Here is a 22815-nt window from a genome sequence, read left to right as displayed (position 1 = left end):
ATGATGTTGAATGGAAAAATTGCCCTTGTGACGGGTGCGCGCGGTGGTATCGGTCGCGCTATCGTCGCTCGCTTCCTTAAGGAAGGTGCAACTGTATTTGCCGCTGATCTTACACCAGAGGGGTCGCTGGACCGGCACAACGACGATGGTAGCCATTTTATCAAGTTGGATGTCACCCAAGAAGCCGATGCCATCGCGGCCATGGATCAGGTCCGCGCCACCTATGGAAAACTGGATGTCCTTGTGAATGCGGCGGGCATCGAGATCGAAAAAACAGTCGAAGAAACCACGCTTGAGGAATGGAACCAAAGTTTTGCGGTAAACTCGACAGGCACGTTCCTGACCTCGAAATACGCGCTGCCATTGATGCGCGAAGCGGCGAAATCCGGCAATAGTGCCAGCCTCATCAACTTCGGATCTTACGACGGATTCATCGCTGATCCAGGGCTTGCTGCTTACTGCGCAACCAAGGGGGCAGTTCACGCTTTGACCCGTGCAATGGCTTGCGATCATGGCCCGGAAGGTATCCGGGTGAATGCGATCTGCCCCGGCTATATCGACACCCCTATGCTGCAAAGCTTTTTCAACGGCGATGGGTCCGGTGGGGGCGGAGGCAACATAGAAACGCTGCAAAAGGCCGTGCGCGATGTTCATCCGATGCGCACCTATGGCACGCCAGAGGATATTGCCAACCTCGTCAACTGGCTTGCCTCGGACGAAGCGCGGTATGCCTCTGGCCAGTTGTGGGTTCTGGATGGGGGGCTGTCTGCACAAGTGCAGCAGATGAAGCTCTGATGCCCAGATCCGTCATCATCACCTGCGCGCCTACGGGGGGCATCCATACGCCGTCGATGTCACCGCATCTGCCGATCACGCCTGTCGAAATCGCGACAGCCAGTATCGAGGCGGCCCAAGCGGGCGCGTCGATCATCCATTTGCACGCGCGCCATCCCGAGACTGGCAGACCGGATCCGCGACCAGAGTTGTTCAAGCAATTCCTGCCTGTGATCAAACAGTCCACAGATGCTGTCATGAATGTCTCAACCGGTGGCGGCTTGGGGATGTCCATGGACGAGAGGCTGTTGGCGGCGACCTCGACCAGCCCGGAAATGGCATCTCTGAACATGGGGTCCATGAATTTCGGGATTTTTCCCATGCTGCAGAAATACACCCAGTTTCAGTATGATTGGGAACAGCCGTTTCTGGAGATGACGGAAGACTTCATCTTTCCCAATACCTTCAAAACCATTCGCTACGCGATCGAGAAACTTGGCGGCGATCACGGAACCAAGTTCGAGTTCGAATGCTATGATCTTGGCCATCTTTACAACGTCAAATGGTTCGTCGATCAGGGCCTGATCAAACCGCCGTTTTTCATTCAGATGGTGTTTGGCATCCTGGGCGGCGTTGGCGCAGATGCAGACCATCTGACGCACATGCACAACACAGCCGACAAACTGTTCGGAGCTGAAAACTACGAATGGTCTGTTCTGGCCGCAGGTCGCCACCAAATGCCATTTGCCACCCAAAGCGCCATGCGGGGGGGGAACCTACGGGTCGGTTTGGAAGACAGCCTGTTCATCGGGAAAGGTGAATTGGCAAAATCCAACGCGGAACAAGTCACACGCATCCGGACAATTGTGGAAAACCTTGGCCTGACGATCGCGACCCCAGCTGAGGCGCGCGCGCGGCTTGCACTTAAAGGCGGCGATCAGGTTGGTTTCTAGGGAGAGGTTCATGCAGACAACGCTGTTGACCAACGGCAATAAACTCATTGTTTCGGGCGAGACATATTACGCTGTGCCCCCCGCGCCAACCGAGGAGATCGGCGCAGGGAAAGGTGCCATCGAGACACAGGTCGGATCTGCATTGCGCAGCTTGTTCGAGGCGTTTGAAGTCACATCCGTCACGGCCTGCGACGGGACATGCACGGTAAAGAGGGGGGCTGGCCGGGATGTTTCAACCAATAGGTCGGACACCTGCGCCGTGAACCTCCGTATCATGGAGGTACACTAATGCGGTTGGTCGGCAAACGCGCCTTTGTAACAGGCGGCAAGCAGGGTATTGGGCGTGGCATCGTTGAGGCGTTTGTAGCAGAAGGCGCGACAGTCATCACCTGTGGGCGCAGCCCTCGGCCAGACGAATTGCCGGAAAGCGTGACTTGGTACACGTTGGATGTCTCAGATCCCGAAGCGGTGGCTCGGGTCGCCTTGACGATTGGGGGTTTAGACATTCTGGTCAATAACGCCGGTGTTCAGGTCGAAAAAACCGTCACCGAAAGTTCCGACGCCGATTGGGACTTGGTGATGGGCGTAAATGCCCGAGGCGTTTTCAACTGTTGCCGCGCTTTCATTCCCGAAATGTCCCAGGGTGGCTCGATCATCAATATCGGGTCGATCTCGGGCAAGGTCGCAGATCCATCGATGGCGCTCTATAATGCGTCAAAGGCTTTTGTGCATGGGCTCACGCGCTCTATCGCGGTAGACCATGGGCCCGCGGTACGTTGCAATGCGGTTTGCCCGGGTTGGATCGAGACAGGCATGCTGGAGGCGGGGTTCGCACTTGCCCGCGATCCGGTCAGGGCCAGGGCAGATGCAGTGAACCGACATTCAGTCAAGCGTTTTGGCACACCTGCAGATATTGCTGCGATGTGCCTTTGGTTGGCGTCTGACGACTCTTCTTTTGCCAGCGGTCAGTTGTTCACTGTAGACGGAGGGATGACAGCTGCCTCCCCCCTTAATCCGGGATTGTTTTGATGTCAGAAATCGAAAGAACCGCCATCCTTGGTGCTGGTGTCATCGGATCAAGCTGGGCTGCCCTGTTTCTCGCCTCGGGGCGAAGCGTGACCGTCTTTGACCCAGATCCGAATACGGAAGCATCCGTGCGGGCATACATAGAAAAAGCCTGGCCGACCTTGGATGAGCTAAATCTTACAGACAGGGCCACACCTGACGCCATATCTTTCGTTTCAACGGCCGAGGTGGCTGTTCAAGGGGCTCAATTCATTCAGGAAAATGTGCCCGAGAGGTTGCCTGTTAAACATTCGATCTATGCCCAAATCGAGCCCGCGTTGAATGCCGACGCTATTGTCTCGAGCTCGACTTCGGGCCTGACACTTGAAGCTTTGCAAGCGGGATGGCGCGATCCGAGCAACCTGATCCTAGGTCACCCATTCAACCCGCCCCACCTCATACCGCTCGTCGAATTGACAGCGAACGGCGCAACCGGATCGGATGTTTTGAACCGCACAGAGAGGTTCTACAAAGACATAGGCAAAGTCACGATCCGCATCAACAAGGGCATGCCCGGGCATGTCGCAAACAGACTGCAAGCGGCAGTTTGGCGCGAGGCCGTGCATATGGCGGTCGAAGGTGTAGCCAGCGTCGAAGACATAGACAAAGCGATGTGGGCGGGCCCTGGGCTGCGGTGGGCTGCTATGGGACCAACGACCCTTTTCCACCTAGGTGCGGGGGATGGTGGCCTGCAGGCGTTCTGCGACCATTTCAAGGACACATTCAACGGTTGGTGGGATGATTTGGGTGACCCTCGTCTGGATGAAGAGGTGATCCGGAAACTTGTGGATGGCGTTGCGGAACATGCGCAGGGGCAAAGTGTCGAAGAGCTGTCAATGCAACGCGACAAGATGTTGACCGCGATGCAAAAAGCTATTCAACACCTTCGGACTTGATGTCCGGTTTGAACATTGGCCAGGCGCGAAACTCGAATGGTGTGCGCCCTTCGATGCGATCGGCGCTTGGGGCCAGGCCAAATCGTTTGCGGTAGGCCCGACTGAAATGGACCTGCCCGCCAAACCCCGAAGCCTGTGCAATCTCGCTGAATTTCAGCTCGGTTTGGGTCACCAGTCCGCGCGCGCGATCAAGGCGAATATCACGGTAGTATTCGACCGGCGATTTGCGGACATACTGCCGAAACAACCTGTTTAGGTGTCGCTGCGAAACATCAAGTCGCGCTGAGATTTCCGGGATCGACAAAGTGGTTTCCAAATGTGCTTCCATCATGTCGATCGCCTCTCTTACCACCCCAGAGGTGACATACCCCAACGGTTCGGCGCCTTTGGGGTTCTGGGATTGGTCTTCGCCGCGCACATCGTGATGAAACAGGTATCGCGCAGACGCGTTGGCGATGCTTTCGCCCGCGACGGAATGCACAAAACGCAACCCTAGATCAGTTGCGGCTGATCCACCGCAACAGGTGAAGAATTTGCCGTCAAAGACAATCATGTTCTCTGAAACGATGGTGTCATGGGCGATTTCCGAGAGAGCATCAATATGTTCGTAATGCACCGTTGCAGTCTTGCCTCTGAGCAGTCCAGCACTTGCAAGAACGATCGCACCGGTGTCCAGCCCCCCAACAATAACACCGCCGGCCGCCCATTTCTGAAGGGCCATCTTGAACTGGGTGGTGCCGTGGCGTTCAGGTGTCCAACTTGTGCTTACGACTACCAGCCAGGGGGTAAGCGCGACAACGTCGGCCAAAGGGGCCGTCTCAACCACAAGACCGCTGCTGGATTCAACTGGGCCCCCAGTTTCAGAAACATAAGTCCAAGAAAAAATAGAAGACCCTATCAGGTAGTTCGCAACCCTGAATGGGTCCACAAAGGATGTCGTTGCCGATACATTGAAATGTGGGCTGACCAAAATGATGATGTCTAGTTTGCGGTCGATTGGCTGTGTCATGGCCAATTTTGTATGATTGCGTCCAAAATAGTCAATCGATTTTGGGAAGTATGATGCGCAGAACCCAGGTCCCAATGGCTGCCATCGCATTGGCGCAAGCACAGCTGAATAGCATTCAGTTCCGGCAACAGTTCAGTCTTGCCTCAGAGCGGCTTTGAGAGGCCCGCGCAGCGCATGATATCTGTACGTGCCTCGTCCTGCAGGTTCAGGTGATTTGCGCCGTGTCAGCATTGTCGTTTGGCCAGTTCGTCACGCAAAACGTCACCGCACAAATTGATCAAAAGCGCACTGAGCACAACCGCAAGTCCGGGCCAGATCATCAGTAGGGGCATTGATCTCATATGCACGCGAGCGTCCAGCAACATTGTGCCCCATTCAGGTGTCGGTGGCTGTACGCCAAAGCCAAGAAACCCCAGTGCCGAGATCCCAAGGATCGCGCGAGCGAACATGCCTGTCCACACCACGATCAGCGACGGCATCAACGAGGGCAGAGAATGCCAACGTGCGATCGCAACCGGTGACATCCCTGCCAGTTGGGCTTGAATGACGTAACCGCGCGTCTTGACGGACAATGCGATGCCACGAGCCACGCGCGCATAGCGCATCCATCCCATGACGCTGAGCGCGAAGATCAGGCTGCCCGTGCCCGCGCCCAAGAGGCCCGCGATGACAACGGCGGCGACCAATTCGGGAAGGGCAAGAAATGCGTCCGTCGTCCGCATGATACCCCAGTCCAGCGCTTTGCCGCCGTTTGCCGCTGTCAGTCCTGCAATTGTACCGATGGTCAGGCCGATGACGGATACCAAAAAGGCCAACCCCAAGGACCATTGCGCACCATAGAGGAGACGGGACAGAACATCCCGGCCAAGGGCGCCCGTGCCCAATGGCCATTCAGCTGACGGCGCGCTAAGCCGATTGGGGATGTCGATGGCCGTTGGGTCCTGTGGTGCCAGGCTTGGCCCGATGAGGGCCAGCAGAACAAGAGCACCGGCCAGGACAAAAACGCTACGCATCACGCACTCCCATCCTTGGATCAACCAACTGATAGATCAAATCGGTTATCAGATTGACGGTCACAAACAGCACTGCGGTCAGCAGAACAACGGCCTGCACCTTGGGAAAATCACGTGCCTCGATCGCGTGAACCAGAAAGCCACCCAATCCGGGGCGGCCAAAGATGACCTCGACCATGACCGCGCCTTCGAGAAGAAACGCCAGCTCAAGTCCAAAAACGGTGATCACGGGGATGATGGCGTGAAGGGCTACGTGGTTTTGTTCGATGTGCCGTTTCGAAACACCACGGCACCGGATCGCAGGCAGGAACGGTTGGCCGCGTGCCTCAAGAAGGCCTGAACGTATAATCCGGGTCAGAGAGGCGGCGACACCAAGCCCAAGGGTCAGAGCAGGCAGCACGAGATGTGCGCTGGTGCGGGCCCCCATCGCGGGAAGCCAAGCCAGATGCACGGCAAAGAGCAGGATCAGAAACAGGCCCAGCCAATAGGCTGGGATCGCAGCTCCAAGCGAGGCCAGCGCAACGGCAAATCGATCCAGCAGGCTGCCGGGTCGCCAGGGGCGTTCCATAACAGGACGAGCGTGGCAATGGCCGCACTGCTGATCACGACGATGGCACGCAACCCCAAGCTCAGGATGCCAAGGATCATGCCGCGTGCTCCAAGGCGCCTAGTGCAAAGGCGGCGTCACGCAAGATCTCGCCATATTGGGTTCGCGGTTGCGTGATGAATGCCAGCGGGGCGCTGACCTCTTTGATCCGACCGGACATAAGAACCGCAATCTCATCCGAAAAAGCACAAGCATACCCCAGATCATGGGTGATGATCAGTGCGGCGAAGCCTTCTTCGGTCTGTAGATCGGCAATCAGGCGTGCCGTGTGTTTTTGTGTGACCGCATCAAGGGCCGACAGCGGTTCGTCAAACAGGATCAGCGGCGGCGCGGCGATCAGCGCGCAGAATGCCGACGCGTTGTGCCTGACCGATTGAGACCTCGGTGGGTTTTCTGTTCAACAGATCCTTGGACAGTTCAAGGCCATCGCACAACCGGTCCAGACGGTTCGGAGGCAGTTTAACTTTCCGCGCATTGACCGGCTCCATATCCGATTGATGCAGTGGCAACACCGGGTTGAACGCAGATCGGGGCTCCTGCATGACCAAGGCAGGATGACAGGAGCGCACTGAAGCGCCAGACCAGGTGATGGTTCCCATGCACGGCATAGCCGGGCAGACCGGGGCGTGCGACGTTGACCTGGCTGACGTGGAACACGGGGATCAGGGCCGCCTCGGACGCGATGATTTCTTGGGCTTTGTCATAAATCGCCTCGCGTTTGTCCTGTTCGAAGGTCAGGCGACCATCGGCCAAGAGCTTGTCGAGATCAGAATTCGCATAGCGACCAGCGTTCGATCCACCGTCAGATTTCAACAGCGTTTCCAGTACTGCGCCGGGATCGCCCTGCGGGGTCATAACCCAGGCCTGCAAGAACATGTCCGCATCCCCGTTGGCAATGGCATCGTTGCTGGCGCCATATTCACCGACCCGAACATTGGCTTTGACGCCGATGGCCTGCAGAAACGCTTGCGTCAGCTCGGCCGTGGGGGGCAGGGCCGCGCGCGAGGAGTAGGTGACGATGTCAATCTCAAGCGGCTCGCCATCCAGCATCCATTGGCCTCCTTCTTTGACGGCGCCAGCCTCGGCCAGCAGGGCCTCGGCCTTGGCCATGTCATAGGGCGCGGGAATGTCAGCGGCCCAGCCTTTGCCCGGGGGGAACATGGTGCCTGCGGGAACGCCACCAACACCGGACAGCACCGCGTCGACAATACCCTGAAGGTCAATCGCAACCGACACGGCCTGGCGGACAAGCGGGTTTGCCATCGGGCCGCTGGCCGCATTCACGGTGTAGAAATACAGACGCGCGGTCGGGGCGGAAAAGCCAAGCGCACCGGTTTCCTTGATCCGGTCGAAGTCGGTTTCGGGATAGTTGATCACCATGTCCACTTCACCAGCCTCAAAAGCCAATGCGGCAGAGGCCGGATCCCCCGCGACAACGACGCGAACCTCTTCCAGGCGGGGGGTGCCCAGACGATAGACGGCGTTGGCTTCGGCACGGTAAAGCTGCTCGGGGATCGCTTCGCGGAACACAAACGGACCGGTTGCGTTGATCGGATAGGCGTCAGAGGCCGCGCCGATGATGGCGATTGCGGGTTCTGACAGGGTCCAGGGGAAGGCGGCGTTGGGGCTGTTGGTCTCAAACACCACCACAGCGTCGCCATCTGCCGACATGCCTGCCAGATCCAGCAGTTTGTCCACGCGTTTGTTGTGTCCTGTGTGACCCTCTTGCGAGATCGCGGAAATCGCGTCGATCACCGCCTGGGCCGTCACGGGCGCGCCATCGTGGAAGGTCACCCCGTCGCGCAGGGTCACGCGCCAGGTGGTGGGCGAGGCTTGTTCGATCCCGGCCGCGAGGCGGGGGTACAGGTTCAGATCATAGTCGATGCCCATCAACGTCTCGGTCACGCCGGTCTGGTTCGACATCCAGCCATTGTAGCCTGCGCGCGGGTCGGGAACTTCGGCATTTGGGCCAAATCCGGTTGAAATTGGCAAGCTTCCTTGTTGCGCTGAGCTGGGTAGTGCGGGCGCAAGTGCCACGAGGGCTGCAAGCGCGAAACGAGAGGCTAGGGACATGTTGAAATTCCTTCTGAATGGCAAGCAATTCCGCTTTCTTGTGCTGGGACTCACCGCGACGAGGAATTAAAATGATATGTTATTGCATAACAATAAGCCGTGTGAGACATTCTTGCAAAGCGGCTTTAAAATCGGTGTAACCACCTAATTTTAAATCTAAATTTCATCCTGTATCCCCCCGGCGAGTCCAGCCGTTCTGTTGGGTGTATTCAAAGGAAGGTGCTCTCTGCAGACGTTGAAAATGTCACCTCTACGGATTGACCGTTGCCCTGAGCGCGCCCCGCACCCGAACAGGATGAACACCTCGGCAGGCCTCCTGGCTCGCAGATCTAGGCTGGGCCGGGCCTTCCCAGTGCTTTGATCACTCCAGTGGCAAATCCGGCTTAGTTCATCGCTTACTGTTGCGGGGGGCAGCCGCAGGTTTGACCGAACGGGTCGCACTGCGTTCCCTTTTCATCGAACGCCGAAGCGCTCGAACCGAAGCAGATGCGTCACTAAATACCCATGCGAAAGGGCCAAGTCGCGAGTGGGTTCAACCGAAGGTTAAAACTCGGCGACCTTGCCCCAGGAAGACGCACGCAAGCGCGACAAGCGGAACTGCGTGGGATCAACAATCGGCGTGGCGCCGGTAAGCAAATCAGCAACCAGATGGTCTGCTGCGGGACCAATGCCAAACCCATGACCGCTAAAGCCCGCTGCCAACAGGAAACCGGGTAGGGTGTCTGACAGGTCAATCACGGATACGCCATCTGGGGTGCTGTCGATGAACCCGGCCCAACTGGTCAGGACTTTGGCACCTTGCAAAGCGGGCAGCAGGGTTTGACTGCGCTCTAGGGTGGTTTTTACAATGGAGGCATTGGGTTTCGGGTCCAGAATGCGGTGCCGTTCCATCGGTGTGGGGCGATCCAGGGCCCATCGGCTGCGCATCTCCTGCGGAGCAGGCATGGACCGCTACCCCAGACCTTGGCTGAACACGGCCATTCTGTCAGGGGCGGCCGGGATTGTTCCGCGCTCCATCACGGGGGATTGGTTCGTCATGAACAGGCCCGCATCCGCCAGCCAAGGGGTAAGGTCGACGTTGCGAACGATGTCGAGGCGCACAAATTGCCCGACCAACCCCTTCAGGTGGTGCGCGATCAAGGTTTTAGTGTCTTGTACGTCTTGTGCCACCACTGGCCCGATCACATACCCCCGGCCAAAGCGACGACACCCGGCAAAGCCGGTAACGTCGCTCCTGCTTCGCATCACGGCCAGTTCACCATTCTCGGCAAGCCATTCAATCAATGCCGACCTGTCGCCGCCATAGCTTTGGCTTTCCAATCGGCGAATGCTGTCCAGATCCCTGGGTTGCGCGTCCTGGGCGCCGATGGCCTCTGGCGCAGCTGTAAGGGTTCCTTGATGTTGGACCAGTCGCGCTACGTCCTGAAACCCAAGCTTTTCATACAAAGGTCGGCCCGAACGGGTCGAGACCAGCCTGATGTTGCGATCTGTTGCTCCCAGAAGTGAGGTCATCAAGGCGCGCCCCAATCCCCGACCTCGGGCGTCCGGGGATGCGATCACCATATGGATGCTGGCCAGGTCAGGGCCGAAATCAGAACGCAACGCCGTCCCGGCAACCTGACCATTCCGTTTGGCGACAACCCCGGTTGAAAAGGCCAGCAGCATTTTCCAGTCGGATTGCCTGTGGGGCCATCCAATGGCTTCCGAAAGAGCTGTAGCGGAAAGCAGGTGGCCTTCTTGAAAATGCATGAGTTCGAAATCGGCCATGATCTGTATTCTTTCGATATGTCCCTTTTGGGTCGATCCATTTTCCACCTGGGACAAGAGATGAAACAAGTTTCGTGATGGAAGCGCTAAGTGTTTCCTTTGGCCGAGGTGGACCCGGTAATTCTGATGGTGCTCTGCTTCGGCAGCAAGAACCACGAACGATTTAGGCTCGGGTTTGCCCCATGGTTCCGGCAAGGCAATTGCGACAGAAAACGGAGGCCGGGTTTTTGATGGCGCAGGGTACGCTTTCCATTGTTCAGGAATGGCATGTTCCTGGAATTCGGCCTTCACGGGTTCAAGCAACCGGTGATGGAAAGAGGTTCGCGCCTCGAATATGTCCAAGCGTGGCGCGCGCAGCTGCACAGGGTTGCGCGAGGATGGAAAGGTCTTGAAGGGTCTTGATTTTCTGTTATTGAATCAACGGTTTAGATCCTGTTTCGCCGCGTTGTCCAAAGAACACATTCGGACAATTCCGTGTGCAGTTGGGGATGGCGTATCACCATAGCTGACCGCCATTGGCCTGCTGTCTTGGTCTACAGCAGAGGACCCGCATCTGACGGCACCAACGTTACCTGTGGTGCTTTGCGTTGGTTCGACGCAAATGCAGCCTGCGATCAGGACAGTTTAGCCATCAACGTTTGGATAGATAAAACCGTTCACCGGGTAGAACCTGCCGTACCGACCCGGTTGGCTTTCGACTCGCACCAATGTCCAGTCATTATGCTTGGACACGTCTTTGACGCCCATTTTCAACGACACTCGGTTGCGATTCCAGTTGGCATGGTTCACGATAATCTCTCGGTCCGAGACAATTTCGGATACGACAGCCACATGGCCCAAGGGCATCCCGCGGGTTCCGCGAAACGACATCACCGAACCAACATGGGGTTCCGACCCACGTTCATAGGTGTTGCGCGCCTTCGCCCACCAGGTTTTTGCATTGCCGCGAATTTCAATCCCGCTGAGGGTTCGAGCGTAAGGTACGCACCACACCCTTTGCCCCTTGGCATGCTTTTGCTCGACCTCAAGCAGGGCCATCGACTGACGTTCCGGGTCAAGTGTCAGATAGGTGGGACCTTGCGAGCAGGCAGAAACAAGGCTGAAAAGCCCGACTGCAGCCACCGCTCGGGTTCTGCGGGATAGCCTCCCAATTACGTCTGTTTTGTCGCTTTTGGTTTGCAAGAAGTATCTCTACCGGTTTGAACGCTCACGGGGTTTTAAGGTGAAGCGGCCCGCTTTGAAAAGAGATTTGCGGACGCTTTGGCGAAAATTCGCCAGTTTCCCAAGCCGCGGTTGACCGCAGATCCAAGATGTCGGGCCCCGTCCAGGGGACGCTGCACAGGGTGAAACAGGATTGAGATCAAGTTCAGGCGACTGAAGGACTGATGCCGTGTCACCGCGCGCCATGATCGATGTACAAAGGTCGTCCTCTCGGCCATCGCACTCGCAGCTACGGCCTTGTTCTGGCTGTAAATCGATGACCCTAGACGTCAAAACCGAGATGGTCGAGCAAGTGACAGTAACGCACCCTGGTTCGATGCGGTTTAACTCAATTCAACATCGGGGGCCGTGACTTGAGAAGCCACCAGTTGCGAGGACTTGTCCACCCGACCGGGGCGAGAGAATTGAGAGCGCACATGCGCGGCGCGGCTCTTGCTCGCGTGGACGATCTTCATTCTGATTTAAGAGGATGGTGGCAGCCCGTAGGGGAATCGAACCCCTCTTTCCAGGTTGAAAACCTGGCGTCCTAACCGATAGACGAACGGGCCACATGGTCCAAACAAGCGCAAATGGCAGCCCGTAGGGGAATCGAACCCCTCTTTCCAGGTTGAAAACCTGGCGTCCTAACCGATAGACGAACGGGCCACTTTGGCTTGTGGGGCGCTTTTAAGGATTAGCCGCGCGCCCCGCAAGCGGAAAATTGGATTCGGCGCACTTTTTTGGGAGGTTGGAAAAAGCCTATACAGAACATAAGCTTATGCTTCGGCTGCATCGTCCAGGCGCAATTGTGCCGACTGTCTCCCTCCCCAGGTGTTGATCTCGAGCCGCCCGGCAAAGTGAAAGCGCGCGCCGCCGTGGTTGAGCAGACGGTCACCCATGGCAGTGTCAAATGCGCCAAAGGCAATGGCGTCGATGCCACCCGACAACCCGTCTGACAGCGACAGCTTGAGATGCGACTCACCCACGCGTTTGGCGAAACGGATACTTAGGTCCGGCAGGGCATAGCGCGGGGCAGGGGCACCTGCGCCAAAGGGGCCAGCCTGTTCGATTTGTTCGATCAGATCAACGGTGGCCGCGCCGGGCATCAACATCCCGTCCAGCTTCAGGTCCGCAGGCCCTCCTTGGCCCGCGCCCTGTTTTGCAAGCAGCTCGCTCAGCCGTTCCATGGCCGGTTCCAATTGATCGCGCATCACGGTCAGGCCAGCCGCCATCTTGTGACCGCCGCCCTTGACCAGCAGACCCTCGGCCGCCAATCGCTGGATCGAGGCGCCCAGATCAACACCGGACACGGACCGCCCCGAACCTTTGCCCTCATCCCCGTCAAAGCCGATGACGACAGCCGGCCTGTTCGCGGCTTCCTTCAGGCGCGAGCTGACGATGCCCACGACGCCGGGGTGCCAGCCTTCACCTGCGGCCCAGACCAGTGGCGCCTCAAGTCCACGCTCTTCGGCCTGCTCCATCGCAGCGGCGCGCACGGCGTTTTCGATGTCGCGGCGCTCGCGGTTCAACTCGTCCAGCCGCTCGGCCATGGCTTCGGCCTCGACCATCGAATCCGTGCTGAGGAGCCGCGCCCCCAGATCAGCTTTGCCGATACGTCCGCCTGCGTTGACGCGGGGCCCCAGCAGGAACCCCAAGTGATAGGTCGAAGGCTGCGCATCCATGCGCGAGACATCCGCAAGCGCCACCAAACCGGGGCGTTGACGCTGTGCCATGACCTTCAATCCCTGACGCACCAACGCCCGGTTCGCCTCGATCAGCGGCGCCACGTCGGCCACCGTGGCCAAAGCGACCAGATCCAGCATTGCCATCAGGTTCGGCCCCGTGGCTCCGGCATCGCGCATCTGACGGCCCGCTTCGACCAACATCAGGAACACCACGCCAGCAGCACAGAAATAGCCAAGATCGCCGCTTTCATCCTGGCGGTTGGGGTTCACCACGGCGACGCAATCCGGCAGCGTTTCCCCGCCCAGGTGGTGGTCCAGAACGATCACATCAGCCCCCTTGGCCGCTGCAATCGGTTCGTGGCTGAGCGTGCCGCAGTCAACGCAGATGATCAGGTCATGATCGCGCGCCAAAGCCTGCATTGCGGGCACATTTGGGCCATAGCCCTCGTCGATGCGGTCGGGCACATAAAGCGTTGCCTGCAAGCCTATTTCTCGCAGCCAAACGATCAAAAGCGCGGCGGAACTGCCGCCATCGACGTCGTAGTCGGCAAAAACCGCGATCCGTTCGCGGTCGCGGACCGCTTGCAAGAATCGCGCGGCCGCGACTTCCATGTCTTTCATCGAACGGGGGTCGGGCAGCAGCTCTTTCAGGGTGGGGGCCAGAAACCCTTTGGCCTCCATCGCGGGAACGCCGCGGCGGGCCAGCACCTGACAGACCGAGGCGGGCAGATCGCTCGATTGCGCCATCATCTCGGCTGCGCGTTCAACCTCAATCGAGGGGCCGACCCATTGCCGACCCGTCAGTGACGTGGATACACCCAGATAGCTCATCCGACCCCCTCAAGTGACAAGGCCGGACCCAATACGGACCCGGCCCTTCATCTTTTTATAAATACTCGTGCCGCAGGCAGCGGCGCAAGCCGCTTATGCCTCGTGCGAGGACAGCGGCGTGCGATAGCTCATGCGACGCACGGAACCGGTTTTCGAGCGCATCAGCAACGTGGTGGTCTCAACCCAGCCCGGCTGGCGCTTGATCGCGGGCAGGAGCGAGCCGCCGGTCACGCCGGTTGCGGCAAAGATCACGTCGGCTGTCACCATCTCGTCGCGCGAATAGACGCGGTCGAAATCGGTGATACCGGCCTTTGCCGCACGGCCGCGTTCGTCATCGTTGCGGAACAGCAGGCGGCCAAAGATCTGACCGCCCATGCATTTCAGCGCAGCTGCCGCCAGCACACCCTCGGGCGCGCCGCCCGAACCCATGTACATGTCGATGCCAGTGATTTCGCTTTCGGCGCAGTGCATGACGCCTGCGACGTCCCCATCGGTGATCAGGCGGATGGCGGCACCGGTTTCGCGGACTTCGGCAATCATCGCCTCGTGACGGGGACGCTCCAGAATGCAGACGGTGATGTCGGAGGGCGCGCAGCCCTTGGCCTTGGCCAGTGCCTCAACGCGCTCACGTGGGCTCATATCCAGCGAGACTACGCCGGGTTCAAAACCCGGACCGATGGCCAGCTTGTCCATATACGTATCAGGCGCGTGCAGCATCGAGCCGCGCGGGCCCATGGCGATCACGGTCAGGGCGTTTGGCATGTCCTTGGCGGTCAGCGTGGTGCCCTCGAGCGGGTCCAGCGCAATGTCGACGCCGGGGCCATTGCCGGTGCCCACTTCTTCGCCGATGTAGAGCATGGGCGCCTCATCCCGCTCGCCTTCGCCGATCACGACGACGCCCGCGATATCCAGCTTGTTGAGCTGCTCGCGCATGGCGTTGACGGCGGCTTGGTCGGCGGCCTTTTCGTCACCGCGACCCACCAGCGAGGCCGAAGCCAGCGCGGCCTGTTCCGCGACGCGGGCCAGACCCAGCGACAGCATACGGTCGTCAAAATCGATTTGGGATGCCGAAGCGCTCATGTTCACTATCCTTTGGTCACTACAGACTGTTTTTTACCGGAATACCCCGGTGATGTTCATTTCCGCAAGGGGGCCTCAAAGCGCCTCGATCCGCAAGGCAACGGGCTCCATGGCCACCACGTCGGTCGCGTTGAGCGCGGAAAGTGCCTCGTCCAATGCGGCGCGGGTGGTTTTATGGGTCACGATCAGGATCGGAGCGGTGGTGTCGGTGTGCCCGTACTGGCGCATCCGGTCGATGGACACACCAGCGTCGCCCAGGATCGCCGCCACCTTGGCCAAAGCGCCCGGTTTGTCGAGCAGCGCCGTGCGCAGGTAATAGGGGGCGGGCAGTCCGGTTTGTGCGGGCTTTGCCTCTTCCAGCATCGCTGCCGGCTGACCAAAGGTCGGAATGCGAAGCCCGCGTGCCAGATCACAGATATCGCCAAGCACTGCGCTTGCGGTGGGGCCTTCACCCGCGCCAGGGCCGCGCAGAACGATCTGGTCCACCGCGTCGCCTTCGATCACCACCATGTTGGTGCCGCCTTCCAGCTGGCCGAGCGGAGAAGTCGCGGGCACCAAACAAGGCTGCATCCGCTGTTCCAGCCCGCGCGCAGTACGCTGTGCCACGCCAAGCAGCTTGATGCGATAGCCCATGTCGGCGGCCTGATGGATGTCTTCCAGGGTGATGCGCTGGATGCCTTCGATTTCGATCCCGTCAAAGTTCGGCTTGGTGCCAAAGGCAATCGAGCTGAGGATCGCCAGCTTGTGTGCCGCGTCGATGCCGCCCACGTCCAGGTTCGGGTCAGCCTCAAGATAGCCAAGCTCGGCGCATTCATCGAACAGCGCATTATAGCCCAGGCCCTTGGCCTCCATGTTGGTCAGGATGTAGTTGCAGGTGCCGTTCATCACGCCCATGACGCGGGTGATCTCGTTGCCAGCCAGCCCCTCGGTCAGGGATTTGATCACCGGGATACCGCCTGCGACGGCGGCCTCGTACCGGATCACGCGGTCTGCTGCTTCTGCTTGATCGGCGAGCGCCTGACCGTGGATCGCCAGCAGCGCCTTGTTTGCGGTGACCACATCCTTGCCTGCGGCCAGTGCCGCCTCGGTCGCGTCCTTGGCCGCGCCTTCGGAACCGCCCATCAGCTCAACAAAGACGTCCACATCGTCACGCGTGGCTAGTGCCACCGGGTCGGTCTCCCAGGCATAGCCCGACAGGTTCACGCCGCGATCCTTGTTGGCGTCGCGCGCAGAGACGGCTGAGATTTCGATCCGTGCGCCGGTGCGCGCTTCAAGCAATGCGGCCTGACGGCGGATGATCTTGACGACCCCCACGCCCACGGTTCCCAAACCTGCAATTCCAAGCCGCAGCGTTCGTGTCATCGTGAGGGTCCTTCCATGCTATGAAACCCGCCGCAAATTCGGCCCAAGGTCGGATCGTGCCTTAGCGGGTTCAGCGCATGGGTGCAATCAGTCAGATGCGGGGCGGGGAACAGTTTCGTCCAATCGGTCGCGGTCGGCGGCATCCACAACCGGTTTTTGTAGCGCTGCAGCCCTCTGTTTCAGGCTGTCGCGGCGCGCTTCAAGTTGTTGGGTAACCTTCTGAGCCTGTTCCTCTGGCGCAATTGACGGGCCCAGGGCTTGATCCAACGGGACCAATTGTGGGTAATTGGCGTTTTTCAACTGCGACGAAACCTTGTCGTTCAACTCGGGCACTTGCGTGCACGCAGCAAAGGCAGGCAAAAGGCAGATGACAAGGCGCAGTTTCATGAGTGAAGTTTCCCCAGAGCGTGCCCCTTTGATGCCCGTTTGGTGGAAAAGGCGCAAGCAGGGGTTTTTTCTGAACGTTTGTTCAGATAGCGTAATCCCATGGCACGCACCCAAGGTTCTCATTCCGACATCACCGGCCCGCGCATTCTGGACGCGGCGCAGCGGCTTTTTGCGCAGCACGGCTATGCGGCGGTGTCGATGCGCCAGATCGCGGGCGCCGTCGGCGTACAGGCCGGGGCGCTTTATAACTACACGCCGGACAAGCAGACGCTGCTTCTGGGACTGATGCGCACCCATCTGGAGGAGTTGCTGGAGGCTGTAGCGGCGGAACCCGCACCAGATGGGGTTATGGACCGGCTTGAGGCGTTCACCCGCTTCCACATCCGGTTCCATTCGGAACGCCCTGACGCGGTTTTCATCGCCTATATGGAGCTGCGCAACCTGAGCCCCGAGAATTTTGCCACCATCGAAGGGTTGCGGGGGCAATACGAAAACATGCTCGAAGAAATCCTGCGACAAGGGGTCGAAGAAGGCGTGTTCGACGTGCCCGACCCCAAAATTGCCACGCTGGCCGTGATCGCCATGCTGACCGGAGTCAACACCTGGTATCGCTCGGGCGGACGCCTGTCGCTGCCGCAAGTCGAAGAGATCTACTGGGACATGGTCCGCAAGTCCGTTGCCGCGTGAGCTTTGGCCCCGCAGCAACGATAAGTGTCAGTGAGCTGCCTTGATGAACGTGCCATTGCTTAGATCACGCATGGCCTGCTGCAACTCGGCCTGAGTGTTCATCACGATGGGGCCGTGCCACGCGACGGGCTCCTCAATGGGTGCGCCTGAGATCAGCAGAAAGCGCACGCCCTCGGGCCCGGCCTGGACGGTCACCTCGTCGCCTGTTCCGAACCGGATCAAGGTGCGGTCACCCGACATGTCGCGGATGTTAAGCTCTTGGCCCGCCACCTCTTTTTCAAGCAGCACGCCAGTGGGTTGCGAGGCATCGGCAAAGGCGGCGGCCCCTTCGAATACATAGGCAAAGGCCCGGCGATAGGTGTCGATCTTGAAGGTTTTCTTGACCCCGGCAGGGACAGAGATGTCCAGGTATTGCGGATCAGCGGCAATGCCATCCACCGGGCCGGTCTTGCCCCAGAATTCCCCCACGATCACCCGCACGCGGGTGCCGTCATCGTCGATGACCTCTGGGATCTCACGGCTCTCGACATCCTGATAGCGCGGCGCGGTCATCTTCTGGCTTGCGGGCAGGTTGCCCCACAGCTGGAACCCATGCATCTGGCCGGTCGTGTTCCCCTCGGGCATCTCTTGATGCAGGATGCCCGATCCGGCGGTCATCCATTGCACGTCACCGGCCCCAAGTGTGCCGGTGTTGCCAAGCGAATCCGCATGCTCGACCGTGCCCGACAGCACATAGGTGATGGTCTCGATCCCGCGATGGGGATGCCAGGGAAAACCGCGCATGTAGTCCTGCGGGTGCTCGTTGCGGAAATCGTCAAACAGCAGAAACGGATCCAGCTCGGACGGGTCCTGAAACCCGAAAGCCCTATGCAATTTGACGCCTGCACCCTCCATCGTGGGGGTGGCAGCGCGGGTTTCAAGGATCGGTCTGATAGACATCTGTGGCCCTCCGAAAGCAGTGTTTCCCAAGATGTAGGGCGGTGTGACCGCGCACTCAATCCGGGCACTGGGCACGGGAGCTGTGCATTTGTGAACGAAAGCGCAACCCTTGCCGCATATCAGGCCGAGCGCGTAGGATCGGGTATGACCCGCTCTTCAGACGAACTGGCGACTCTGCCCCAGGGGATGATGATCGCCGCGCTTGACCTTATGAGCTACATGCTGGGCGATGCGTTGAAAGCAACCGATGCTGATGACGTACTGACCAAGATGTGCGACCGCATCCGGCGCGCTGGCGTGCCGCTGGATCGCGCCAGCTCTATCGTGCCGCTGTTGCATGCCGAGGCCGTGGCCAGCGCGCGCTTCTGGGAACGCGGCGTGGGTGCGCGCAGCTATCTGTTTCCCTATTCGGCGGAAAGCGGCGAGGGGTATTCGAACTCTCCCGCAGCAGACGCGCACAACAGCGGCGAATGGGTGGTGATGTGGCTTCCGGACACGCCGGATGACCGGTACGACATTGTGCCGGAACTGAAAGAGGCCGGGCACACCCATTACATCATGGCGCCGGTGTTCATGCGCAGTGGCATGTCCAGCACCTTCAGCTTTGCGACATGTGATCCGGCCGGGTTCTCGGCACGGGATTTTGCCTTTCTGCGCGCTGTCTTCCCGGCGCTGGCGGCCTGCCAAGAGATCCTGACCACCAACCGCGCCATGCACGAGGTGATGCGGATGTACGTCGGCGACGAGCCGCACCGCCGCATTTTGTCGGGTGACGTGCACCGGGGAGAGGTCATGCACATCCGTTCGGCCATTTTGTTTGCGGACATGCGCCGGTTCACAGAACTGACTGCTGACATGTCTGCAGAGGCGGCGACAGGGCTCTTGAACACCTACTACGATTGCCTGGTGCCCCCAGTGGAAGACGCTGGTGGGGAGGTGCTCAAGTTCATGGGCGATGGTATCTTGGCGATTTTCCGCGCCCAAGAGGATGGATCGGCGGCCTGTGCTGCGGCGCTAATGGCGGCACGAGAAGGGTTGGCGCGGGTTGGACAGGCCGAAACGGTGCCCGCCTTCGAGGTGGGCATCGCACTGCATTTCGGAGAGGTCGCATACGGCAACGTCGGTTCGGGCATGCGGTTGGATTACACGGTGATCGGGCGCGACGTGAATGTTGCGGCCCGCGTGGCGGGGCTCTGTGGGTCGCTGGGCGAACCACTTCTGGTGTCCGAGGCTTTTGTCGAGCTCTCGGGGGCCAAGGGGCGTTCCTTGGGGCGACAGACGTTGAAAGGACTGGCAACAGCGCAGGACGTGCATGCGGTCAGCGCTTAGAGCCACTGGGGCTGGTTTCACCACGCCGCGTCTGCGGTTTGCGGAGCCGCGCCGAGCCAAAGGCGAGGCGCCCGGCCCAACTGAGCAAGGGCCCGTAAGGGCATGCAGCGAGGGCGGGAGCGCTCCCGGTCCCTGTCCGAATGTTCAACTCTCGGGCTTGCCCCACCAATCCGCCGGTTTCGACCGCTGACCATGGTCCTTGGCCAGGCGCAGTGCCAGCTTGCGCAGGGGCGACAGCGCCAGTTTCAACCACAGGCGATGCCGACGTTTGGAATAGTCGCGATTGAACGGGCAGACGCGCATGCAGATCGCGCAGTCAGAGGCGAGTTTGGCCCAGAACGAGAAACACTTCTCTGCATCCGATGTCCATTTGCGCACGCCCTTGATGGCCGACACATTGGCCGTGTCAGTCGATGGCGGGCCATAGGGCAAGGCCTTAACCGGGCAGGCGTCGGCGCATTTGGTGCAGATGTCACAGAACGCTTTCACGCCTTTGGGTTCAGGTGTGTCATGGCTCAGCGGCAGGTTGGTGAAAATCTTGGAAAACCGCAGGCGTGGCCCGAACTCGGGCGTAATGACCATCTGGTTGCGAGCGTATTCGCCAAGCCCAGCCTTGACCGCATAGGGGATGACCAATCCGGTGTCGTTCATCGACGGCACGGCCTCATAGCCCAGGTTACGGATGTAAGCTGCCAGCTGCATCACAACGGATGCCTCGTGGCTGTATTCCCGGCCCGTGGCGGCCCCCGCCAGCGCCGAAGGGTAGGTGGCCACCAACTCCTTGTCCATCTCATGGCCCAGCACGATGACCGAGTTCAGCCCCTCGGGCAGGTCGAGCGGGGCCTCGGTCAGATCGCGGGTGTCCACACGTGATGTGTAAAGCCAGCGCTCATCCAGATCGGTTACCCCGCACAGATCCGCACCAAAGAAGGTGGCGATGCGTTTGATCTCGGCGCTCATCTTGGCGGGGTCGTCAACCTCGACTTGCATCGGAGCGACGGGTGTATCGTTGCTGATCGGGGCCTGGAACCCCTCGCGTCGACCCTGATCGGCATGGCGGTTGGTCATCACGTCCGAGATCAGCCAGGCGGCATTGCGCAGGGCAAAGTCCTTTTGCGTGAACCCGTCGCCGCGCCGGGGTGTGGCCTCCATTCGGTAGGAGGCAAAGAACTTGGCCGTGTGCTTGGATTTGACCCGATCATCCCACATGGCACGGGTGAAGACGTCGTTGCGCTGCGTGAACCGCTCAAAGTCGTCGGTCACGTCTATGCCTGCGGCGGCATCATTGGCTTTCTGCGGGGTGTCGCGGTTTGATGGATAGCTCATGTTCCGGACGCTATCTGCGGTTAGTGGGTAGGGCAATGGGCCTGTTGCCCGAACGCAGGATGCGCTATGCCGGGAGCCGCAAGTCAACGGAGGGGCAGATGAACGAAGACGTATTGGCCGTGGTCGAGGCCTCGGCCCCGCGCAGGTGGATGGGCGTGATCATGCTCGCCGTTGTTTCGCTGATGTCGTTCTATGTCGCTTTGCTGGGTGGTCCTGAACCGCTGTGGCAAGCCTTTCTGATCGTGGTGGGCGGCGCTGCGATGTGGTTGGCCATGAGAATGTGGCGGGCCACTGCGGGACGGGTTGAGTTGACCGAAACAGAACTCCGATCATCGGATGGTCAGGTGATCGCGCGGGTCGAGGATATCGAAAGCCTGGATCGGGGCGTATTTGCGTTCAAGCCCTCGAATGGATTCTTGCTGCGCACCAGCCAACCCGCATCCCGGGTCTGGCAACCGGGGCTGTGGTGGCGCATGGGGCGTCGTATCGGGATCGGCGGCGTGACACCAGGATCGCAAAGCAAGTTCATGGCCGAGATGATCTCGGCGATGATTGCGCAACGGGGCTAGGTGCTCAATTCGTCAGTGCGACTTGATTTGATCGGTGCGGCACCAAAAGCCGGGGGGCTCCCGCCCGTCGTCGATGCATCAAAGATGCAACTCCTCCCGTTGGGCCGGGCCTCGCCTTTGGCGAGGCGGTTGGCGCTGTGTCGAAGCGCAGCACCCCAGCAGGAGGGGAAAAACCGAAATCAGGAGGCCCAAGCCACCTGATTGGTAAAGCGGGGGCGGGTGAAGACAAAGTTGTCCATCTCCATCTCGTTGATCCCGACCTTGAACGGTGGCACGTACGTGTTGCTTGTCTCAACGAGGATCACACGCTCTTCGTCCGGCATCGTGGGCAGACGTTCGGCCATGTCTCCGATTGTTGCGTTGGTCAATTCGTCCTGAAAGCCGCGGACACGCGACCAATCGACGTAGTAGCGATCGTCTTCTTCATCCCAGCGAATGACTGAAATGCGTACCTTGGTGGCCGACTGGCTGCGGGTCATCAGGTTCAGCAAGCGTTGCATTGAATCGATGTAGGTTTCGTTGATGCCGGCCGTTTCGCGCGAAATCAGGTCACTGATGGTAAAGGCCGCCTTGAGGTTTGCGGCGCTCTGACGATAGCCGTCAAAGTAGGTGTAACATGCCATGATGACCCAAAAAAGCACCGGGAACATCAGGACAAATTCTACCGAAACCGATCCCTTTTCGTCGCGGGCGAACCGGCCCAAGAATTTTTTGAACATTGAAAGGGACATGGCTTACTGCGGCTCCTGCACGAATACGGTTGTTGCGACCAGCGCGTATTGACCTTCGGCGTTGTCCGCCAACTGCTTTCCCAAACCCGAGGTTGGGAACAGGGGGTCGATTTTGGCACAGGCACGCAAGATCATCAGTTCGTTGCTGGCGCCGTTAACAAAGCTACGGACGGGTTTGACTTCTTCGGTGCGGTCGGTGCAGTCCGGATCAGCATCGATATTCAAAGCGTTGCGTGGATCCACCTGGATCATTTCCAGTCGCATGTTTGCATCGCAGCTTTTGATGAAAGTGGCGCGTTCGCAGATTGTGGTTTTCAGATCGTCGTGCTGAAAATTGACCCCGGTGCCCAGGCGAATGTCACGCACTGTCATGTCCACTGCGCGCTCCAGCATGGCGTGCTTGAGCGTAACAAAGGCCAGTTCAACCCCCGACAACAAGGCCACCATCAGCAAGGGAAACAAAAGGGCGAATTCAACCGTGGCGTTGCCCTGCTCGTCATCCGAAAACCGGCGGAACCGTTTAAACATGCGC

25 protein-coding genes, 2 tRNA genes, 1 pseudogene and 1 riboswitch are annotated in these 22815 nt (G+C 59.4%); of the genes and pseudogenes, 8 read left to right on the top strand and 20 right to left on the bottom strand.

Annotation, left to right across the window (positions count from 1 at the left end; genetic code table 11):
* Both TRL7639_RS13340 and kce read left to right on the top strand, forming a co-directional pair.
* Positions 1 to 795 carry an SDR family NAD(P)-dependent oxidoreductase gene (locus tag TRL7639_RS13340; RefSeq protein WP_235820323.1) on the top strand — a complete coding sequence of 265 codons (795 nt, stop codon included), beginning with the start codon at positions 1 to 3 and terminating at the stop codon, positions 793 to 795.
* A complete protein-coding gene (gene kce, locus TRL7639_RS13335) occupies positions 795 to 1727 on the top strand; it encodes a 3,5-dioxohexanoate:acetyl-CoA acetone transferase (protein WP_085796118.1) in 933 nt (310 codons plus the stop codon). Before TRL7639_RS13340 ends, kce begins: the two co-directional genes overlap by 1 nt.
* A 66-nt stretch (positions 1728 to 1793) precedes the next feature.
* On the opposite strand, the gene TRL7639_RS23230 is transcribed toward kce, so the two are convergent.
* Entirely contained in the window at positions 1794 to 2003 is a 210-nt protein-coding gene (locus tag TRL7639_RS23230) for a hypothetical protein (RefSeq protein WP_207559666.1), read from the bottom strand.
* A gap of 12 nt (positions 2004 to 2015) precedes the next feature.
* Between TRL7639_RS23230 and TRL7639_RS13325 the strand changes: the two genes are divergently transcribed.
* Positions 2016 to 2756 carry an SDR family NAD(P)-dependent oxidoreductase gene (locus TRL7639_RS13325; RefSeq protein WP_085796116.1) on the top strand — a complete coding sequence of 247 codons (741 nt, stop codon included), beginning with the start codon at positions 2016 to 2018 and terminating at the stop codon, positions 2754 to 2756.
* Positions 2756 to 3688, top strand: a complete 933-nt coding sequence (locus TRL7639_RS13320) for a 3-hydroxyacyl-CoA dehydrogenase NAD-binding domain-containing protein (RefSeq protein ID WP_085796115.1) — start codon at positions 2756 to 2758, stop codon at positions 3686 to 3688. Before TRL7639_RS13325 ends, TRL7639_RS13320 begins: the two co-directional genes overlap by 1 nt.
* Here the strand turns inward: TRL7639_RS13320 and TRL7639_RS13315 are convergent.
* From TRL7639_RS13315 to TRL7639_RS13285, 9 genes are all read right to left on the bottom strand, one after another.
* Positions 3666 to 4697 (bottom strand): GlxA family transcriptional regulator, encoded by a 1032-nt coding sequence (locus TRL7639_RS13315; protein WP_085796428.1) that lies wholly within the window; start codon positions 4695 to 4697, stop codon positions 3666 to 3668. The two genes, TRL7639_RS13320 and TRL7639_RS13315, sit on opposite strands and share 23 nt — an antisense overlap.
* A gap of 224 nt (positions 4698 to 4921) precedes the next feature.
* Entirely contained in the window at positions 4922 to 5710 is a 789-nt protein-coding gene (locus TRL7639_RS13310) for an ABC transporter permease (RefSeq protein WP_085796114.1), read from the bottom strand.
* Positions 5703 to 6278 carry an ABC transporter permease gene (locus TRL7639_RS13305; RefSeq protein ID WP_110647128.1) on the bottom strand — a complete coding sequence of 192 codons (576 nt, stop codon included), beginning with the start codon at positions 6276 to 6278 and terminating at the stop codon, positions 5703 to 5705. The genes TRL7639_RS13310 and TRL7639_RS13305 overlap by 8 nt, the downstream gene beginning before the upstream one ends.
* A 76-nt stretch (positions 6279 to 6354) precedes the next feature.
* Complete coding sequence (locus TRL7639_RS23470; RefSeq protein WP_268875839.1) at positions 6355 to 6477, bottom strand: hypothetical protein; 123 nt, start codon at positions 6475 to 6477, stop codon at positions 6355 to 6357.
* 148 nt (positions 6478 to 6625) lie between these two features.
* The gene (locus TRL7639_RS23115; protein WP_165759807.1) at positions 6626 to 6805 is read right to left on the bottom strand and encodes a hypothetical protein; all 180 of its coding nucleotides are present in this window, start codon (positions 6803 to 6805) and stop codon (positions 6626 to 6628) included.
* Positions 6777 to 8390 carry an ABC transporter substrate-binding protein gene (locus TRL7639_RS13300; RefSeq protein ID WP_085796113.1) on the bottom strand — a complete coding sequence of 538 codons (1614 nt, stop codon included), beginning with the start codon at positions 8388 to 8390 and terminating at the stop codon, positions 6777 to 6779. Before TRL7639_RS13300 ends, TRL7639_RS23115 begins: the two co-directional genes overlap by 29 nt.
* Positions 8391 to 8679: 289 nt before the next feature.
* A riboswitch (cobalamin riboswitch) is annotated at positions 8680 to 8887 on the bottom strand.
* A 46-nt stretch (positions 8888 to 8933) separates the two neighbouring features.
* On the bottom strand, positions 8934 to 9335 hold the full coding sequence (locus TRL7639_RS13295; protein WP_085796112.1) for an NAD(P)/FAD-dependent oxidoreductase: 402 nt from the start codon (positions 9333 to 9335) through the stop codon (positions 8934 to 8936).
* 6 nt (positions 9336 to 9341) lie between these two features.
* Positions 9342 to 10157 carry a GNAT family N-acetyltransferase gene (locus TRL7639_RS13290; RefSeq protein ID WP_133057655.1) on the bottom strand — a complete coding sequence of 272 codons (816 nt, stop codon included), beginning with the start codon at positions 10155 to 10157 and terminating at the stop codon, positions 9342 to 9344.
* 624 nt (positions 10158 to 10781) lie between these two features.
* On the bottom strand, positions 10782 to 11195 hold the full coding sequence (locus TRL7639_RS13285; RefSeq protein WP_085796427.1) for a CHAP domain-containing protein: 414 nt from the start codon (positions 11193 to 11195) through the stop codon (positions 10782 to 10784).
* 309 nt (positions 11196 to 11504) lie between these two features.
* On the opposite strand from TRL7639_RS13285, the pseudogene TRL7639_RS22820 reads away from it, so the two are divergent.
* A pseudogene (locus TRL7639_RS22820) lies at positions 11505 to 11630 on the top strand (IS5/IS1182 family transposase); the annotation flags it as partial.
* 221 nt (positions 11631 to 11851) lie between these two features.
* Here the strand turns inward: TRL7639_RS22820 and TRL7639_RS13280 are convergent.
* The 6 genes from TRL7639_RS13280 to TRL7639_RS13255 all read right to left on the bottom strand — a co-directional run bounded on the left by TRL7639_RS13280 (position 11852) and on the right by TRL7639_RS13255 (position 16702).
* Positions 11852 to 11926: transfer RNA gene (locus TRL7639_RS13280), tRNA-Glu, on the bottom strand.
* Between the two features lie 22 nt (positions 11927 to 11948).
* Positions 11949 to 12023 (bottom strand) — tRNA-Glu (locus TRL7639_RS13275).
* A gap of 110 nt (positions 12024 to 12133) precedes the next feature.
* The gene (recJ, locus tag TRL7639_RS13270) at positions 12134 to 13873 is read right to left on the bottom strand and encodes a single-stranded-DNA-specific exonuclease RecJ (protein ID WP_085796110.1); all 1740 of its coding nucleotides are present in this window, start codon (positions 13871 to 13873) and stop codon (positions 12134 to 12136) included.
* Positions 13874 to 13966: 93 nt separating this feature from the next.
* A complete protein-coding gene (glpX, locus tag TRL7639_RS13265; RefSeq protein ID WP_085796109.1) occupies positions 13967 to 14953 on the bottom strand; it encodes a class II fructose-bisphosphatase in 987 nt (328 codons plus the stop codon).
* Positions 14954 to 15028: 75 nt separating this feature from the next.
* Complete coding sequence (locus tag TRL7639_RS13260) at positions 15029 to 16315, bottom strand: homoserine dehydrogenase (protein ID WP_085796108.1); 1287 nt, start codon at positions 16313 to 16315, stop codon at positions 15029 to 15031.
* 87 nt (positions 16316 to 16402) lie between these two features.
* Entirely contained in the window at positions 16403 to 16702 is a 300-nt protein-coding gene (locus tag TRL7639_RS13255) for a hypothetical protein (protein ID WP_207559665.1), read from the bottom strand.
* 99 nt (positions 16703 to 16801) lie between these two features.
* Between TRL7639_RS13255 and TRL7639_RS13250 the strand changes: the two genes are divergently transcribed.
* A complete protein-coding gene (locus TRL7639_RS13250; protein WP_085796107.1) occupies positions 16802 to 17389 on the top strand; it encodes a TetR/AcrR family transcriptional regulator in 588 nt (195 codons plus the stop codon).
* 27 nt (positions 17390 to 17416) lie between these two features.
* On the opposite strand, the gene TRL7639_RS13245 is transcribed toward TRL7639_RS13250, so the two are convergent.
* The gene (locus TRL7639_RS13245; protein WP_085796106.1) at positions 17417 to 18328 is read right to left on the bottom strand and encodes a pirin family protein; all 912 of its coding nucleotides are present in this window, start codon (positions 18326 to 18328) and stop codon (positions 17417 to 17419) included.
* A gap of 144 nt (positions 18329 to 18472) precedes the next feature.
* Between TRL7639_RS13245 and TRL7639_RS13240 the strand changes: the two genes are divergently transcribed.
* Entirely contained in the window at positions 18473 to 19657 is a 1185-nt protein-coding gene (locus TRL7639_RS13240; RefSeq protein ID WP_085796426.1) for an adenylate/guanylate cyclase domain-containing protein, read from the top strand.
* A 144-nt stretch (positions 19658 to 19801) separates the two neighbouring features.
* On the opposite strand, the gene TRL7639_RS13235 is transcribed toward TRL7639_RS13240, so the two are convergent.
* Positions 19802 to 20983, bottom strand: coding sequence for a 4Fe-4S double cluster binding domain-containing protein (locus TRL7639_RS13235; RefSeq protein ID WP_085796105.1), 1182 nt, complete (start codon positions 20981 to 20983; stop codon positions 19802 to 19804).
* Between the two features lie 98 nt (positions 20984 to 21081).
* Between TRL7639_RS13235 and TRL7639_RS13230 the strand changes: the two genes are divergently transcribed.
* Positions 21082 to 21552, top strand: coding sequence for a hypothetical protein (locus TRL7639_RS13230; protein ID WP_085796425.1), 471 nt, complete (start codon positions 21082 to 21084; stop codon positions 21550 to 21552).
* Between the two features lie 179 nt (positions 21553 to 21731).
* Here TRL7639_RS13230 and TRL7639_RS13225 read toward each other — a convergent pair whose 3' ends face one another.
* Positions 21732 to 22271, bottom strand: coding sequence for a TadE/TadG family type IV pilus assembly protein (locus TRL7639_RS13225; RefSeq protein WP_085796104.1), 540 nt, complete (start codon positions 22269 to 22271; stop codon positions 21732 to 21734).
* Positions 22272 to 22286: 15 nt separating this feature from the next.
* Positions 22287 to 22811 (bottom strand): TadE/TadG family type IV pilus assembly protein, encoded by a 525-nt coding sequence (locus TRL7639_RS13220; RefSeq protein WP_235820320.1) that lies wholly within the window; start codon positions 22809 to 22811, stop codon positions 22287 to 22289.
* Between the last annotated feature and the right edge of the window lie 4 nt (positions 22812 to 22815).

This window comes from Falsiruegeria litorea R37 (genome assembly GCF_900172225.1).
Lineage (GTDB): Bacteria > Pseudomonadota > Alphaproteobacteria > Rhodobacterales > Rhodobacteraceae > Falsiruegeria > Falsiruegeria litorea.
The sequence above is the reverse complement of the archived record's forward strand: the minus strand, read 5'-3'. Positions and strand labels throughout refer to the sequence as shown.

Excerpts from the sequence above, each read along its gene's own strand:
- TRL7639_RS13340 (WP_235820323.1), top strand. The coding sequence starts at position 1 with ATGATGTTGAATGGAAAAATTGCCCTTGTGACGGGTGCGCGCGGTGGT.
- kce (WP_085796118.1), top strand. The coding sequence starts at position 795 with ATGCCCAGATCCGTCATCATCACCTGCGCGCCTACGGGGGGCATCCAT.
- TRL7639_RS23230 (WP_207559666.1), bottom strand. The coding sequence starts at position 2,003 with ATGATACGGAGGTTCACGGCGCAGGTGTCCGACCTATTGGTTGAAACA.
- TRL7639_RS13325 (WP_085796116.1), top strand. The coding sequence starts at position 2,016 with ATGCGGTTGGTCGGCAAACGCGCCTTTGTAACAGGCGGCAAGCAGGGT.
- TRL7639_RS13320 (WP_085796115.1), top strand. The coding sequence starts at position 2,756 with ATGTCAGAAATCGAAAGAACCGCCATCCTTGGTGCTGGTGTCATCGGA.
- TRL7639_RS13315 (WP_085796428.1), bottom strand. The coding sequence starts at position 4,697 with ATGACACAGCCAATCGACCGCAAACTAGACATCATCATTTTGGTCAGC.
- TRL7639_RS13310 (WP_085796114.1), bottom strand. The coding sequence starts at position 5,710 with ATGCGTAGCGTTTTTGTCCTGGCCGGTGCTCTTGTTCTGCTGGCCCTC.
- TRL7639_RS13305 (WP_110647128.1), bottom strand. The coding sequence starts at position 6,278 with ATGGAACGCCCCTGGCGACCCGGCAGCCTGCTGGATCGATTTGCCGTT.
- TRL7639_RS23470 (WP_268875839.1), bottom strand. The coding sequence starts at position 6,477 with ATGTCCGGTCGGATCAAAGAGGTCAGCGCCCCGCTGGCATTCATCACG.
- TRL7639_RS23115 (WP_165759807.1), bottom strand. The coding sequence starts at position 6,805 with ATGGAGCCGGTCAATGCGCGGAAAGTTAAACTGCCTCCGAACCGTCTG.
- TRL7639_RS13300 (WP_085796113.1), bottom strand. The coding sequence starts at position 8,390 with ATGTCCCTAGCCTCTCGTTTCGCGCTTGCAGCCCTCGTGGCACTTGCG.
- TRL7639_RS13295 (WP_085796112.1), bottom strand. The coding sequence starts at position 9,335 with ATGCCTGCTCCGCAGGAGATGCGCAGCCGATGGGCCCTGGATCGCCCC.
- TRL7639_RS13290 (WP_133057655.1), bottom strand. The coding sequence starts at position 10,157 with ATGGCCGATTTCGAACTCATGCATTTTCAAGAAGGCCACCTGCTTTCC.
- TRL7639_RS13285 (WP_085796427.1), bottom strand. The coding sequence starts at position 11,195 with ATGGCCCTGCTTGAGGTCGAGCAAAAGCATGCCAAGGGGCAAAGGGTG.
- recJ (WP_085796110.1), bottom strand. The coding sequence starts at position 13,873 with ATGAGCTATCTGGGTGTATCCACGTCACTGACGGGTCGGCAATGGGTC.
- glpX (WP_085796109.1), bottom strand. The coding sequence starts at position 14,953 with ATGAGCGCTTCGGCATCCCAAATCGATTTTGACGACCGTATGCTGTCG.
- TRL7639_RS13260 (WP_085796108.1), bottom strand. The coding sequence starts at position 16,315 with ATGACACGAACGCTGCGGCTTGGAATTGCAGGTTTGGGAACCGTGGGC.
- TRL7639_RS13255 (WP_207559665.1), bottom strand. The coding sequence starts at position 16,702 with ATGAAACTGCGCCTTGTCATCTGCCTTTTGCCTGCCTTTGCTGCGTGC.
- TRL7639_RS13250 (WP_085796107.1), top strand. The coding sequence starts at position 16,802 with ATGGCACGCACCCAAGGTTCTCATTCCGACATCACCGGCCCGCGCATT.
- TRL7639_RS13245 (WP_085796106.1), bottom strand. The coding sequence starts at position 18,328 with ATGTCTATCAGACCGATCCTTGAAACCCGCGCTGCCACCCCCACGATG.
- TRL7639_RS13240 (WP_085796426.1), top strand. The coding sequence starts at position 18,473 with ATGACCCGCTCTTCAGACGAACTGGCGACTCTGCCCCAGGGGATGATG.
- TRL7639_RS13235 (WP_085796105.1), bottom strand. The coding sequence starts at position 20,983 with ATGAGCTATCCATCAAACCGCGACACCCCGCAGAAAGCCAATGATGCC.
- TRL7639_RS13230 (WP_085796425.1), top strand. The coding sequence starts at position 21,082 with ATGAACGAAGACGTATTGGCCGTGGTCGAGGCCTCGGCCCCGCGCAGG.
- TRL7639_RS13225 (WP_085796104.1), bottom strand. The coding sequence starts at position 22,271 with ATGTTCAAAAAATTCTTGGGCCGGTTCGCCCGCGACGAAAAGGGATCG.
- TRL7639_RS13220 (WP_235820320.1), bottom strand. The coding sequence starts at position 22,811 with ATGTTTAAACGGTTCCGCCGGTTTTCGGATGACGAGCAGGGCAACGCC.